At 68.4% G+C, this 14322-nt stretch carries 12 protein-coding genes and 4 pseudogenes; 10 read left to right on the top strand and 6 right to left on the bottom strand.

The features are described 5' to 3' along the window. Positions 1–116: 116 nt before the first annotated feature. A complete protein-coding gene (locus J7F03_RS31345) occupies positions 117–626 on the top strand; it encodes a GNAT family N-acetyltransferase (protein ID WP_214955453.1) in 510 nt (169 codons plus the stop codon). A gap of 185 nt (positions 627–811) precedes the next feature. On the opposite strand, the pseudogene J7F03_RS42120 reads toward J7F03_RS31345, so the two are convergent. Continuing rightward, positions 812–1198, bottom strand: a pseudogene (locus tag J7F03_RS42120) (transposase); the annotation flags it as partial. Between the two features lie 44 nt (positions 1199–1242). Further along, the gene (locus J7F03_RS31335; protein WP_214955451.1) at positions 1243–1989 is read right to left on the bottom strand and encodes a DUF4386 domain-containing protein; all 747 of its coding nucleotides are present in this window, start codon (positions 1987–1989) and stop codon (positions 1243–1245) included. Positions 1990–2107: 118 nt separating this feature from the next. On the opposite strand from J7F03_RS31335, the gene J7F03_RS31330 reads away from it, so the two are divergent. From J7F03_RS31330 to J7F03_RS31320, 3 genes and pseudogenes are all read left to right on the top strand, one after another. Then, entirely contained in the window at positions 2108–2812 is a 705-nt protein-coding gene (locus tag J7F03_RS31330; RefSeq protein ID WP_214955449.1) for a TetR/AcrR family transcriptional regulator C-terminal domain-containing protein, read from the top strand. A 353-nt stretch (positions 2813–3165) separates the two neighbouring features. Next, positions 3166–3554, top strand: a pseudogene (locus tag J7F03_RS31325) (transposase); the annotation flags it as partial. 450 nt (positions 3555–4004) lie between these two features. Next, positions 4005–5123: an NYN domain-containing protein gene (locus J7F03_RS31320; protein WP_251072740.1), complete on the top strand. Its 1119-nt coding sequence runs from the start codon at positions 4005–4007 to the stop codon at positions 5121–5123. Positions 5124–6970: 1847 nt separating this feature from the next. On the opposite strand, the gene J7F03_RS31315 is transcribed toward J7F03_RS31320, so the two are convergent. Together J7F03_RS31315 and J7F03_RS31310 are read right to left on the bottom strand one after the other, a co-directional pair. Then, positions 6971–7681, bottom strand: coding sequence for a hypothetical protein (locus J7F03_RS31315; protein ID WP_214955447.1), 711 nt, complete (start codon positions 7679–7681; stop codon positions 6971–6973). A 203-nt stretch (positions 7682–7884) separates the two neighbouring features. After that, complete coding sequence (locus J7F03_RS31310) at positions 7885–8526, bottom strand: L,D-transpeptidase (RefSeq protein WP_214955445.1); 642 nt, start codon at positions 8524–8526, stop codon at positions 7885–7887. 236 nt (positions 8527–8762) lie between these two features. Between J7F03_RS31310 and J7F03_RS42795 the strand changes: the two are divergent. The 3 genes and pseudogenes from J7F03_RS42795 to J7F03_RS31295 form a co-directional block, all read left to right on the top strand. Continuing rightward, positions 8763–8972 (top strand): annotated as a pseudogene (locus J7F03_RS42795) (helix-turn-helix domain-containing protein); the annotation flags it as partial. 271 nt (positions 8973–9243) lie between these two features. Continuing rightward, positions 9244–9630 carry a DUF2690 domain-containing protein gene (locus tag J7F03_RS31300; RefSeq protein WP_214955443.1) on the top strand — a complete coding sequence of 129 codons (387 nt, stop codon included), beginning with the start codon at positions 9244–9246 and terminating at the stop codon, positions 9628–9630. A 222-nt stretch (positions 9631–9852) separates the two neighbouring features. Then, positions 9853–10125, top strand: coding sequence for a hypothetical protein (locus tag J7F03_RS31295; RefSeq protein ID WP_214955441.1), 273 nt, complete (start codon positions 9853–9855; stop codon positions 10123–10125). Between the two features lie 338 nt (positions 10126–10463). Here J7F03_RS31295 and J7F03_RS31290 read toward each other — a convergent pair whose 3' ends face one another. Next, positions 10464–11003: a hypothetical protein gene (locus J7F03_RS31290; RefSeq protein ID WP_214955439.1), complete on the bottom strand. Its 540-nt coding sequence runs from the start codon at positions 11001–11003 to the stop codon at positions 10464–10466. 755 nt (positions 11004–11758) lie between these two features. On the opposite strand from J7F03_RS31290, the gene J7F03_RS31285 reads away from it, so the two are divergent. Further along, on the top strand, positions 11759–12235 hold the full coding sequence (locus J7F03_RS31285; protein ID WP_308380034.1) for a DUF5958 family protein: 477 nt from the start codon (positions 11759–11761) through the stop codon (positions 12233–12235). Positions 12236–12286: 51 nt separating this feature from the next. On the opposite strand, the pseudogene J7F03_RS41485 reads toward J7F03_RS31285, so the two are convergent. Continuing rightward, positions 12287–12711 (bottom strand): annotated as a pseudogene (locus tag J7F03_RS41485) (hypothetical protein); the annotation flags it as partial. Between the two features lie 338 nt (positions 12712–13049). On the opposite strand from J7F03_RS41485, the gene J7F03_RS31280 reads away from it, so the two are divergent. Beyond that, positions 13050–13658, top strand: coding sequence for a hypothetical protein (locus J7F03_RS31280; RefSeq protein ID WP_214955435.1), 609 nt, complete (start codon positions 13050–13052; stop codon positions 13656–13658). Then, positions 13655–13942 carry an excalibur calcium-binding domain-containing protein gene (locus J7F03_RS42790; RefSeq protein WP_214955481.1) on the top strand — a complete coding sequence of 96 codons (288 nt, stop codon included), beginning with the start codon at positions 13655–13657 and terminating at the stop codon, positions 13940–13942. The genes J7F03_RS31280 and J7F03_RS42790 overlap by 4 nt, the downstream gene beginning before the upstream one ends. The last annotated feature ends 380 nt before the right edge of the window (positions 13943–14322 follow it).

The raw sequence follows: 14322 nt of genomic DNA, 5'->3' as shown, positions 1-14322 counted from the left end.
CTCCGGGCCTACTCAGCGAGGACGATCAACGGGACTGCCCTCGGTGACGTAGCGTCATTGGGGACCGCCGTGTGATCGTGGGGACGATGCCAGGCAAGTCGGAGGAGGGTAAGTAAGTGCGTTTGCGTGATGTTGGGTTTGGCGATGTCGAAGCCTACGTTCGGATGCGATGCGACCCGGCCATGATGGTTGACCTCGGTGGCCCGCTTCCTCCTGAGGGGATGACGGCGAAGGTCGAGCGCGATGTCCGAAGTGCGGCAGAGGGCACTCAGTGGATCAAAATGATCATTCCCGACGAGATGGAACCGGCAGTGGTGGCGGGAAGCGTGACCCTCTGGACCCACGACGCTGACGGGCAGCGGCTTACCGAGATCGGCTGGATGGTGCTGCCAGAGTTTCAGGGACACGGTCTCGGCAAGCTGGCCGTCCGCACGTTGCTTGAACTGGCCCGCGAAGAAGATCGGTGGGGAGTCGTGCATGCGTTTCCAGCGATAGCAAATGCTCCGTCAAATGGCATATGCCAGTCCCTCGGCTTCAGGTCCCTAGGTGAGGAAGACGTGACTTTCGCCGGCCGAGTCTTGCGAACCAACCACTGGGCCATCGATCCTCGCACCGATCTGAAGTGAGACTGCGACAGTCATGACAGCTCGGCTTTAAGGCATTCGGAGACCGGTCAGACGCTGTTCCATGAGGGTGAACAAACGGTGCTGTCGCTGCCTCCTGACCACCACTGGTCACTGGCGGGCGGCGGTGAGAAGTACCCGTTTGCGGAGGAGCGAGAGTTTGGCGCGGCCGAACATCTAGCGTTTGATCATTTGATGTGGTTGACACGGCCTTCCACGGGGCCGGAGTTCCAGCGAGTGGTCAGACCCTGGACGACGGCGTCCCAGTCCTTCTCCAGACCAGTGGCGGACGCGTGCAGCCGGGGAAGGTCCTCGGAGCGGGTGGCGGTGATCCAGTCTTTGAGGTGATGGCCGGAGCGGGTCTGAAAGATCCCGGCGAAGCCGCGGACGTGCGCGTGGAGGGCCTGGACGGTGTTACCGCCCATGTGCAGTTCCCTGGCGATCTCCCGGATGCCGTGTCTCTGGGCTTCGACCGCGGTGCCGAGGTTCTGCCAGAGGTGGAACCGGTCGGCCACTTGGACCACGTTCGGGGCTCCGGTCCGGACGCCGTCAGCGTAGGATCCGGCCCGGTCACGCCACCGGTGCCCGTCTCGCATGCCGAGCCGCGCGCTTGCGGAGATCAGGCTCGAAGGGCTCCCGTGTTCTCCTCAGCGGGGACGGGAGTTGCCTGCGGGGCGCCAGTCGTGCCGGCCCGGGCCGGTTCGAACCCCTTGGCGATGAGCCGGACGGCCAGCGCCACCTCCCAGGCGAAGACCGGGACGGCCAAGGCTGAGCCCGGGACCGAGATCTGCTCGTAGACCCCGAACATCACGGCCACCGCGGAGGCGCATATCAGTGGGCCCCCGATCAGCCCCAGCACGGCGATGAACCGCGGCACGAGCCGGGAGCGGTACATCACGTACGCCAGCAGCACCGTGTTCAGGCCCAAGGCTACGTTCGGCCCGAGCAGGAACGTCCAGTCGTGCAGGGCCACGAGGGCCCGGTCGGCGCCTGCGGTACCGGTGGCGTGCGTAGTGGCCGAGGCCCCGGTCGCTTCCTGCCGCAGCGTCACGAGCGTCAGGACGCTGAGGACGCCGACGGTGATGACGGCGGCTTCCAGCAGGCGGAAGCAGGCGTACCCGAGCGCCATCCCCTCGTGCTGCCTCCTGAGGACGGGGAACAGCACGATTCCGGTGCCGATGACGGCGGCCACGAGGGTCAGTTCGCACAGTGCCCCGAGGAACGCCGAGGTGGCGTCGCCGGGGCCGAGGGTTCCCGCTGCCCCGTCCAGGACGGGTCGGTAGAGGGCCAGCCCCGCGATCGCGGCGATCTCGGTCACCAGGAACAGCACGCCCGCGGCCACCGCGGTCTTTCTGTCTGAACTCATCTTCGGTCCTTTCGACCAGGAAGGTGTACGCCGTACACCTTGCTCGCGGTCACAGTAGGTGTACCGCGTACACTCGTCAAGGGGTACCGACCGATGCCCGATCGTGAGGAGAGACGAGATGGCACAGCAGCCGGAGGCCGGGCGCCGGGCGCCGCTCAACAAGGAGCGCGTACTGCGGGCGGGCGTCGCCCTCGCGGACGACAGCGGCATCGAGTCGCTCAGCATGCGCAGACTCGCCCAGGAACTGGGCGTCGTGCCGATGGCCCTCTACAAGCACGTGCCCAACAAGGAACAGCTCCTGGACGGCATGGCCGATACGGTCGTCGCCCAGATCGACCTCTCGGCGAGCGGTTCCGACTGGAAGGACGTGGTCCGTCGGCGTGTCCTCTCGGCCCGCCGGGTGCTCCTGCGCCACCGCTGGGCCTCGCAGGTGATCGAGTCACGGACCGGGCCGACCCCGGCTGTGCTGGAGTACCTGGATTCGATGATCGGGACGTTCCGGGACGGCGGCTTCTCCGTCGACCTCACCCATCACGCGATGCACGCCATGGGCAGCCGGCTCCTGGGCTTCAGCCAGGAGCTGTTCGACGACTCGGGGAGCGCCGGCCCGAACGGCGGGGCCGAGGCGCTCGCGGCCATGGCGGCCAAGTACCCGCGGATCGCCGAGCTGGCCGCGGGGGCCGCTCATGACACGGCGTCGGCCGTCGGCCGGAGCTGCGACGACCAGTTCGAATTCGAGTTCGCGCTGGACCTCCTCCTGGACGGCCTGGAGAAGCTCCACCAGCGGGGATGGACGTCCACCGGGTCCGGGTCCGGGGCATGATGACGGAGGAACCCGGCACAGCTGCCTATCCGCGCGACCTCTAAGTCACCGAACTTCCGTGGATTGCGCACGCTGGGTGACGAGTCGCGGAGCCTGCCTGTGGGTGCCTGATGCCTGTGCTGCCGACTCAGTGCCACGCACCGGCCAGGACCACGGCCCCGCCGAACAGGCTCAAGGCCAGGCCCACGGCCTCATACCCGGCGACCAGTCGGCCCGCCAGCCGCACGCGGCCAGTACCGTCCCCGCCAGCACGCTTCGGCGGCCGAGAAGGCTGGGGAGAATGCCGCGGGCGCAAGCCAGGCCAAGGACTTCAGACGTCGTTCCTTATGGCCTGATCGTTCGCTGAACGGTGCATGACGGATCTGATTGAGCGGTTGGTGCCGGATGAGTTGTGGGTGTTGTTCCGGCGGGTGGTGCCGCCGACGGAGGTGAAGCGTCCGCAGGGTGGGGGTCGGAGGCGGGTGGGTGACCGTGAGGTCCTGGCCGCGATCGCGTTCGTGGCCACCTCGGGCTCTACGAGGCGGCAGCTCCCGCCAGTGTTCGGGCCGTGCTGGCAGACGGCCTATCGGAGGTTCGCCCAGTGTGGCCGGGATCGGGTCCGGGCCCGACTCCACCGAGTCGTCCTGGATGAACTCGGTGCCCGGGGCGAGCTGGACTGGTCACGGTGCGCGATCGGCTCCGTCAGTGTCAGGGCGACAGAAGGGGGTCACTGACGGGACCGAATCCGACCGATCGCGGCAAGTTGAGAGATGCCCACGAGCGCGAAGCACGCGGCGAGCCGGCTCCTGCTCGATCGCCCCGTGCTCGTCGAGCACCCACCGCACGGTGAGCGCCATCGCGGTGTCGTCGGTCCAGTGCCACTCGGACTCCTCGGGGGCGCGGCGGGCCCGTATCTCGTTCCGGGCTGCTGGGGGTCGCGGAAGAGCGGGAACCAGCGCTCACCGAACGCGTCGCCGATGGCGAGCCCTTCGAGGCTGCGGCGGGCAGCGGCACGGTCGGCGGCGGGATCTGTGGTGGCCATGAGTTCATCGTGCGGGACGGGAGCGCCCGCGCGACAGCGGAATCTCGCGGCTCCGTATGTCCATTCGATCTCTGCCGATCGGCAGATACCGCGCCCCGACCAGGGCTGGAAGCCTTGAGGCATCACCAGGACAGCGGTTCTGGGGCAGCGGTTCTGAGGAGGCGGACGGTCATGGCCGATACGACGGCAGTGCGGAAACGGGCGGAGCGGGACGTCGCCCCCGGCGGCAGCACGGCCCCGCGCCGCGTGCGCTGGTGGGCGCGGTGGCCGGAGTGGTCGGCGTACGCGGCGATCACCTGGTCGGTCGTCTACGGGGCGGCGCAGCTCTACTGGGCGCTGGGTGGAGCGGGTTACCCCTTCGCCAAGGTGCGGGACGAGCGGTCCACGGGGTCGATCCTGGAGCCCAGCAGGGCGGAGGTCGTCGCGCCGGTGTTCGCTCTTTTCTGTGCCGCCGCCGTTGTCGCGGGGGTGCTGATGCTGCGGAACCGGGGGTCGGGGCGGCAGCGAAAGGCGCTGCTCGCCTTCGGGTGGGTGACGGCGGGCGTGCTGATGTTCGTGATCCCGGACTACTTCATGATCGGCCTGGTCGCGTTCTCACCGCTCATCGTGGTGTTCTCGTTCACCGGGATCCCGGGGCCGCAGGGCGGCATCGAGGACATCCTGTTCTGGCACAGGGACAACCTCGTCCTCGTCTTCATCGGCGGGCTGATGTGGGCCCTGATGACCCTCGCCTACCAGCGGCGCACCGCGGACCAGTGCCTGAACTGCGGTCGCGGCGAGGGGGCCGCCGCCTCGTGGACCTCGCCCGACCGAGCCCGGCGGTGGGGGCGTTGGGCAGTTTACGCGGCGGTGATCTCGACCCTCCCGTACGACATCACCCGCATCGCCTGGTACTTCGGCTATCCGCTCGGGATCACGGACGCCTTCCTCAAGGACATGCAGGACACGGAGGGGATGCTGGAGATCGGGCTCGCGCTCGGCATCCTGTCGACGCTGGGCAGCCTGCTGACCCACGGTCTTGTCAGCAAGTGGGGCGAGGTGTGGCCGCGTTGGGTGTGGTTCAAGGCGGGCAGGCCGGTCAACCCGAAGACCGCGATCATCCCGGCGACCGTCGTCGCGCTGGCCCTCATCCCGGGCGGAGTGATGAGCATCGCCCGCCTCGAAGCGGAGATGTGGGGAGCGAACGGCCCGATGATCTTCTGGCTCAGCTGGGGTGTGGCGCTCGGCGCCGCGACGTACGCCTACTACCTGCGGCGGCGCGGCGAGTGCGGTGACTGCGGGAGGGGCTGACGCAACTGCGCGAGGGGGCCGACCGGTTGTCGGCCCCCTTAGACCGTGCCCTACATGGTCTTAGGCGACGGCCGCCGCGTCGAAGGAGGCGGATCAGGCCGAGCAGCCGCGACCGAGCAGAACCTCGAGGCCCACGCGGCCGCGCAGGAGTGGCCACAACAAGAACCAGGGCTAGTCAGCTCAGGTGCGCAAGCAGCCGCGATCCCGGATGCCGGGTCGCGGCCTCTTAACATGCCCCCACGCAGTCCACCGAGTGAGCCGGACTCGTGCCGTGAGGCCTCGAAGCCCGCAGCGCTGCCCGACCCGTCGTGGTATTGCTGCCCCCAGAGCGCTCTGGGCACCGGGCCTCACCCGCGCACGCCACCGACCGTTCAGGTCCCTGCTGCGCCCCGGCCGTGCTCCTCGCGGTACAGGACGACGAGATGCGGCCCTCCCCCGCAGCCCTCGTGCCGGTAGGGGCGGTCATGCGTCTTGCAGAAGGACCCGAACTTCCGGCAATCATCCTATTCAGTCGGCTCGTAGAAGCTGGGATCGCGAACGATCGTGGTCACCGGCTGGTGCCGGTTGAACCGGAGGATGACCTGGCTCGAAGGCGCCGTTTCGACCATTCGGTGAGCTCCCTGCCCGTCCGACGCCTTAAAGACCTCGCCTCGGGTCCGAACGCCAAAAGGAGCTGAGGCGCCGCCTGCGGGATGTTGAGGTGGTAATGGCGCCCCGGATTGGGTTCACCGCACAGGAGACTCTGCCGAGAGCCCGGTGCTCATAGGACTCGTCTTGGTCCTGAAGCCACCAGCTGCCGGTACAGCGTGCCTGGCCGGGCGCCCGCCAAGCGAGACCGTCGTAGCGTCATCCCGATGGCGGCGATCACTATGACGAAAGAGGGACATATCGGGGTGAACTGTTGCGACTGTGAATGTGATCGTTGATCTTTAGGAGGTCCGCCGCGGGTACTCCCACCTGCGACCCGCTCACTCTTGGGTGAGCGCGAACCTCCGAGGAGATCACCGTCATGTCTGTCAGTCGACGCGTCGCCCTCTCAGGGCGCGCCCAGGTGGGCGCAATCGCCGCTGCATTGGGCCTTACGTCCAGTCTTTTCGGTGGTGTGGCGCACGCCGACATTCCGGGTCCTGGCGGGGTCTTCACCGGCTGCTATTCGCGGTTCGGTGGCGCGCTGCGCCTCATTGATTTTGCGGCCGGCCAGCGGTGCCGATTCGGTGAGCAGATGGTGACCTGGAATCAGGCCGGTCCTGCCGGTGCCACGGGTACTACAGGTCCTGCAGGACCTGCTGGTCCTGCAGGACCCAGCGGCCCTGCAGGTGCCTCGGGCCTGCCGGGCTACGAGCAAGTGGTGACCACTCTTGAAGTTCTGCCCCAGACGTCTTTCGCTGCGGCTGCCTTCTGCCCGCAAGGAAAGAAGGTCGCGAGTGGGGGGGGTTCGAGTCGACTACGATCAGTGCGACAGGCGGTCCTCTTTGGATTCAGGAGTCTGCTCCCTTGTCGAACAATGGCGGGTGGGAAGTTCGTGCGGCCAACAGCGACCCGAACAGAAGTCACTCCATCAGGATCTTTGCGATCTGCTACGACAGCGCCGTCTGACTGATGCGAGGCCTCGGGCCGTTGCGCTCCCGGCCCGGCTGCAGCTTCCGCCCTGCCGGTCAGGCCCCGGGCCCGGCGCCCGCCTCGCGGGCGGTATGACGCTGTACTTCCTCCGAGGGCCGCACCGGCGGCCCGCCCGGACCCACTCCGACACCCGGCCGGTACGCGGCAGCCCGGTAGAAGCCGGCCAGACCGCCCAGGGACATCGGGACGGAATCCGCCTGCGAGCACCTTCCTCAAGTCCGTGTCGGTCAGCGGGTCGTCCAGTTCCGACACGGCGGTGTCCAGTGTTCGCGCGTGCTCGCCGAGACCAGCAGGACGTCCAGGCTCGGGCAGGAGCCGGCGGCGAGCAGGCAGGCCTTGGCGGGGTGCGCGCCGGGCCGGATCAACTCAACCCGTTCGGGCGTCACCAGGTCCCTCAGTTCCCCGCCGTGCAGGGGCGCGGAACCGAAGGCGAGGAAGCCGGCGGAGCGGGCCTGGACCAGAGGGCCGCGTCCATCCAGGGCGCGGGTGATCGGGTGGGCCATGACCAGGCTGTCGGGCTGCTGGACCGCGGCCAGGTGGTGACCGGGGCCTCCAGTCTGGCGCGCCAAGGCCGGCAGTTCCGGGATGGTGAAGGCGTCCTCGGTGAAGCCAGAGCAGGTGGCGACCCCGTACCCGCCGATCAAGCCGGAGCCGACCAGCCCTTCGAAAACCTCGAACGTGGCCCGGAGTTCGACGCGTAGGAGGTCGCGGTCCCCGCTCCCGACGGTCTCCGGGTTGTGGACGAACACGATGTCGGCGCGGCCCAGGTCGGCGACGGATCGGCGGGTCTGCCAGTCGATGAAGTCCGGAGCGAGACTGTGTCGGTGGCCGGCCTGGCCGTCGTGGAGCACACCGGCCTCCACCGCCGCCTGCCCCCGCGCGTGGATGTAGAAGCCGGTCTTCGTGCCGATCCGCACGGCGCGGAAGGCGTCGAGCACCGGCGGAGCTTCGCTGTGGATGGTGCTGTACCCCCGGTCGGTGCTCGCCCGCTTTCAGCCCGCCCAGTGGGCGAGGCACAGCAACGTGGACGGTAGCCCACACGCGGTGCCGATCGAGATGAGGGACCACGCGGACAGCCAGGCGTGGCCCCCGGCGGTGCCGGGGGCCACGTGATGGCGGCCGAGGTGCTCGACTGTGTGTGTCAGTTGACCCGCAGGGTCAGGTTCTTCGGCCAGTGGGCCTGGTTCAGGCGGGAGAACAGGTCCTTGATGTCGGCGGGCCTCAGCTTGATGCAGCCCAAGGACTTGTAGTCCCTGTCGCCGTCCCATCGAGTGGGCTCGGTGGAGCCTTGGCCGCCGTTCTTGGTCATCTCGCTGTGGATGAACAGATCACCGCGGTTGACGGCCTTCTTCTTGGACTTGGGGTGGCATGCCTTGTCGGAGAGCTGAATCGCGTAGCCCTTGATCGCGCTGTTGCGGTGGGTCTGGTGCCCCTTCACCTGGTAGGTGCCGCTGGGAAGCCATCCCTTGTTGCTGCGGCACTCATCAGTGACTCCTACGCCGGACCCGGCGCGGTAGCTCTTGACCGGGATGCCGTCGTGGACGAGGGAGAGGGTCGAGCGGTCCGGGTGATCCCAGTTCTTGGTGAACTTCAGGTAATACCCGCGAGGGCCGTGCTTGGTGCTGGTGGAGGGGTGCGAGCCGGGGCGGGCCGAGGTCCCCGTATCGGCGCCATGAGCGGCAGCCGTGCCGGGAGTCGACGCCAGGCCGACCATCGCAAGAGTTGCGATGGAGACCGCTGCGGTGGCAACGCCGCGCAAACGAAAGTGAATTGAGGTGATCATAGACTTTTTCCTTTTCGTGTAGTGCCTCCGCGATCCCCCGGACCGCGCCAGGGCATGGCACGGCCACGGACTTCAGAGGCGGGATTGGCCGGGACCTTCGCACCGGCTGTCAGCAACTTTGCCCCGCATTCCTCGTTGGCTCTACGCTGCCCGGGTCACCGGCCATACGTGCATATACACGGCACCTCGTATGGGGTTTGACCTGGTGGTTTGGGACGTGGAAGAAGGAGTGCGTCGTGGACGCTCAGCAGAATGCCGATGCTCTGGGCCATCAGCAGCCCGCCGGTCCGGCGCGCGTCCAGCTGGCCCAGCGCCTGAGACGCTGGCGCGAGACGAACAACCGGAGCCAGTCCTGGGTTGCCAAGCAGCTGCATACCAACCAGCCGACAGTCTCGCGATGGGAGTCGGGGAGCACTCTGCCCGCCCCTGAGACGATTCGTGCGTTCTGGCAGATCTGCACAAAGCCCGCGCAGTCCAAGCTGAGCGATCCGGAACTCGACCAGGCTCTTTCCCTCCACCAATGCGCGATGGAGGAGAGAGCGCACGTTCCGAAGCAGACGTCGCCTTCGACGGGCGGGGCGCCGCAACCGGACCGGCCGTCACCGCAGCCACGAGTCAAAAAGGGATGGCTGGTAGCCCTCGGGGCAGGGGGAGCCGTCGCGCTCCTGGCGGCCGCGGCCTGGGCTGGTGTCCAGTACAGCGACTCGACACCGGGGGATGCGTTATCCCCCGCCCTCTCTGACCGCGGTCCGGCCGGCGCCCACCACAACCTGCGACGGCGCCTCGTGCGCGTCGCTGGAGCCGGCCACCACGACGTGCTCGAAGGACGCCACCACAGCCCACACCGGCTACAACTACGGAGTCCGTGTGGAACTGCGTTACAGCGCCCTGTGTCACGCGGCCTGGGCCAAGATGAGCGGCACGGCGGCAGGAGACCGGGTCATGGTCACCCCGAAACAGGGAAACTCCGAGGAGTACCGCCAGCAGTACGGACACGACGCCCACACCCGGATGGTCCCAGCGCTCACCCCCGGCGACGCCCGGGCCTGCGCGATCGTAGACGGCCGCGGCACCTTGTGCGCCACCAGTCCCGCTCAACGGTGATGCGCTGAGGAGCCGGCTCCGGCTCAGTGCCTCGGCCGCGATCCGCGTACGAGCGAATCCGGCGGAACAGATCGACGTACGGGTTGTCGTCGAGGTCGGCCGGCACCCACAGGAGTAGTTGGTCATGCCATCGCCGGCTGGAGGCCGTCTTCCCCCATCTCGTTCGTGCTGGCTACTTTGTGACCCGTCCATACGCACGAGCGTCCGGGAGAGGGCTGGGCAATGCCGAAGTGGCTGATCGTCGCTGAGGAGATGGTTCAAGCGGAGGGGAATCCCCCACAGCGTCAGGTCAAGGCATTCCCGCTGCCAGGCAACCTGGATCGGGAGAAGGCGCTGGTGAAGCTGCGAGAGAAGGCGAGCCAGTACAAGCCCGACTCTTTCAACGGTGCGCCGCGAGCGGCCTGCCGGAACGGCGACGACTCATTCCTCATCGTGTCGACGAACGACAAGTGGCACGCGCCCTGCGTCCTCCGCCTCCACGAACAGGTGGCGTAGCTCGGCCCGCTCCTCGCACACCAGGCAGGCCGAGGCGTGCCGCGGACCGCGCTCCGGGCACCAGCCCCGCAGCGCGCCGCCAGGACACACAACGGCGCGGGCCGCCACCACTGGGTGGCGGCCCGCGCCAAGTCCGTCCAGGAACAGTGCCCCTGCCCCTGTTGTGCCCTGCCTACAGGGCGGGCGTGAACACCGCCTCGGTCCCGCCGCACCGGCCGCGATATCCAGCAGCCGCTCCCCCTCCAGCTCATCCACCGCCAGACCCCAGCGCAGCTTCGTCGCCGTCCACACCGCGCCGTACCGCTGTCCCAGGCCTCCGCAGTCCGGCTGGCGCGGCGTCAGACGGTCGGGGATCCCGCGTAGTCGTGGCCCCGGTAGCCGTGCCCGTCCTCGCGCCAGTCCAGGTAAAGGACCGCGTCGCCCAGGGCGCCGGGGCCGGCGCGGTGGCTGACGGTCGGGGTGCGGTAGCTTCCGTTGCGGTCCCCGCTGGAGGTGGCCTTCTCCATCCGCGACTTGAGCGCCGGGAAGTCCCTCTCCGTCACCACCGGGTCGGTGCCCTCGCGGGACTGCTTGATCTGCACCCGGACCTTGGCCCCGTCGAAGATCACCGCGTCGGTGGTGGAGTAGAAGGCGGGACCGTCCCACCTGACGTCGGCGTACGCGTAGACAGTGGCCCCGGAGCGAGCCGCGCACACCGACACCGTCACCTCCCAGTTGTCCGGCCACGGGCCGGAATAGGCGGCATCGTCGATCGACTTGGTACTGCCGGCGCACTTGTAAGGCAGTGCGGCGGCCGGGGACGCGGTGGCGGGGGCTGTCCCCGCGACCACGGCCAGCATCGCCACCGCTGCCATCACCGGGCGTGTGAAGAAGTTCATGTCCGCTCAAGGACCGCCGAGCACGAGGCGACACGGCCCGGCCCTAAAGGCGCCCCCAAGGAAGGACACCCCCGACGCATGTCCGGTCGTCCAGGACACCCTTGCCGAGCCGGAGCTGGTCAAAGCCGGCCCCGAAGTCATCGCCGCCGCCCGCACCACCCTCCCCGCACTGCGATCCGCACCGCCGGCCGCGAAGCCAGGATCCCCAGAAGAGCCTAGACGCCTACGAACAGCTGCTCCGCGACGGGCAGACCTTCAACCTGGGCCTCCTCCACCAGACCGTCACCTCGGCCGTGCCAGATCGTGGACGCCAAGACGCGGGCATCCGTGGCTCCGCGGTCAGGAACTTCGGTCCACGGGCTGGAGCCAGGCCGCAATCGACGCCCTCATACCCGAGCCGATAGCAGGACCGGTCTGGTACGACCGAGGGCAGATCCTCGCCGTCCTTGCGGACCCCGAGCTCGCCCAGCGCGTCGGCGTCGACGTCGGCAAGTCCGCGAGCTACTTCGAAAGCCGTACCACCCGCGACCGCATCCGCATACTCCACGAACGCTCGCTCGCTCGCTCGCCAAGGGGCGGAACGCCGCGAGAGCCGCCACGAGCGCCCAAGCCGAACACCGGAAGGCGCCCGCTCCCAGCCGCGACCGTGCCACGCTTCGCCAACGAGCCCGGCACGCATTGGATCACGGCCCACATGCTGCGCGGAATGAACTGGTCGCAGGCCGCGATCGACGCGCTCATACCCGAGAACCTGTATTTCCCCGAGGGCACTGCCGGCGGCGGCTGGGAGATCCTCTACCACCGGGCGCAGATCGACGCCGTCCACACCGCTCTACGGGCGCGCAACCGAGCAGATCGTCAACGAGATCGCCCAGGAGCTCCGCACCCTGGACGACGAGACAACCTGGCTCTCCACCCTCTCCCTGACACGCCGACAAGAGGTGCTTCAAGAGGTCACCGGCTACGCGATGCAAGCACACATCACGGCCGCGGACGGGCGCGCGGGCGTGGCGCGGTCCGGGGTGAAGCCCACGGCCAACCCCTCAGTGATGATCTGCATGGACCCGCCCCGCTACGGGTTCGCCAACCTGCCGGTCGACGAGCACGTGAAGGCGTTCCGTGTCCTCGTCTCCGTGTTCGCCGTCGCCGACACCCGACGCAGGAAGACGTACTGCAAGGGCACCTGCGGACACGCATGGCACCACCTACCCCCGGCAACCGAGGAGCCGTAACAGCGGCTCCTCCCGACTCCGGCCGGTGGGAGGTGGTCAGGAACCATCGTCCGCGGCAGCCCAGCCCATGAGCGGTCGGAAGACCAGCCGGTCGGCGAGGGCCCCGAAGCGGCCCCCGCGCGGGCGGTCGTCGTAGCCGGTTCAGGAAGCGGATCCCTGGGGCTGGGGACGTAGCGCCAGTAGTCCCTGCCCTCGGCCAGCAGCGAGAGCGGGTGACCCGAGGCGAAGCGCAGCGCCGAAACGCGCGTGCCGTCGGACCTCTGCCGCTCGCCCGCGCTGACTCCGGTGCCGGCGATCCACAGGAGGGACAGCATGCGGGTCGCGTAGCGGAAGCGCTGCGGCTCCCCCTCGGCGCGGGGCAGGTAGGAGATCGAGGTGAACCTCAGGTCCCAGGACTGGTGCCGGGCCGGGTCCTGGGTCCGCTCCCAGAGGACGTCCATGTCGGCGTCGATCACGGTCTCCACGTACAACGCCATGGCCGCGACCTCGCCCTTCTCGCAGTTTGAGCGTTCGCCCTGGACGCCCCTCCACCGCCTCCCTGCGGCCCCGGGGGTTGGGATGACGGAGGAACCGATCCACATCCGGTAGCGCCGCCCGGTCGTGGGTGGCACCCAGGACGGCCAGGACGTAGTCCAGGAGCACGGGTTCGAATCCGTCCGCCGGGCAGGCCATACCGGACAGATTCAAGGGGAGTCCGCGCCATTCCGTCTTTTCCGGCACCTTGGATGAGCGGGTCGGGCGGCACGCTGGACCCACGGCCTGGGGTGACCTGAGCGTGGGACATGGCCCATCAAACATCTACCGGGGGGATCTCATGACGGTACGGAAGCGACTGCGCGGCGCGGTCACGGCGGCAGTGGCCACCGCGCTGATGGTGGTGGCGTCAGGGGCTGAGGCAGTCGCCGCTGAATGGCGGCCCCGGCCGGGCATGGTCTATCTCTCAGACATGCCGAAGGACGGAACGACCTGGTACGGCAACCCGGCCGAGCGAGGTTGGCGCTACCCCACATGCGGCCGCTCGTGGAGCGTGCCCGAGGTCAACGTCTGGAGCCGTGGCGTCTCCACGTCCGAAACGGCCAGCGGTCTCCAGAACACCCTCGTCTTCGAGACGGACGCGGAGGCGATCGCGTTCGCGGCGCAGGCGCGGCAGGCCTACGCGGAATGCCCCGCCACTTTCGACGAGAGTCCCGACACCATCGAGACCGGGTACGACTACGGGACTGTGGACGTGGAAGAAGGAGCCACCGTCCAGGGCCTGCGTGTCACGTATACCTTCAGCAACAGCTACCACAACCACCTGTTCGGCGTGGGTCGGGACGGCGACACTGTCACCCTCATCGAGTGGGAGAGCAACTGGAGTGACCCTCCGGTCGACTACTTCAAGAACACCACGGTCAGGAACGTCGTAAACCGCCTTCACTGAACTCTCATCCCGCCCCTGGGGGCGGTGAATGTGCTGGTCAGGCGGGCCACCCGCCGACCCCGGAACCCGAGCCGACGCCTCCGCCGGCCCCCGCCCCGAAGCCCAAGCCCAAGCCCACCAAGGACGATTCCGGCAGCTCCTCGACCAGCATCGGCGGGGGTGGCAGCGTCTACTACAAGAACTGCACCGCAGCGCGCGCTGCCGGAGCCGCACCCGTCCACAGGGGTGACCCCGGCTACGGCCGTCACCTCGACCGTGACGGTGACGGCGTCGGCTGCGCGTAGCAGCCGGCCCAATATCGAGCCCCCCGCCCCCGGTAAATCCCGGACCGGCGGGGGCTGTTTCACGTTTCGGACCTGTCGGGATTGATCGGCGTTCAAGGTCTACTCTTCGCGGGCCCCGACGAACGATCACTCCCCCGAAGCGCCCCGGCATCATCGACAAGGAAGAGGCCGCCCCCGTTGATCTCTGCCATCCGCACCGCCACCACCATGACGGCCCTGCTCGTCCTGGCCCTGACTGCCTACAAGGGCGAGGTCCGCTGATCGACGAACAGTTCGGCGCCTGCGACGACGGCTATGAATACCAGACCGACCAGCTCCCCTCGGGAACATCGGCGGAAGACGCGTTGCACGGATACCGGGAGGGCTGCGATGACGGCATT

It is taken from the genome of Streptomyces sp. ISL-43, assembly GCF_018614195.1.
GTDB lineage: Bacteria > Actinomycetota > Actinomycetes > Streptomycetales > Streptomycetaceae > Streptomyces.
Note: the sequence above shows the minus strand (reverse complement) of the source record. Positions and strands in the feature narration are given on the sequence as shown.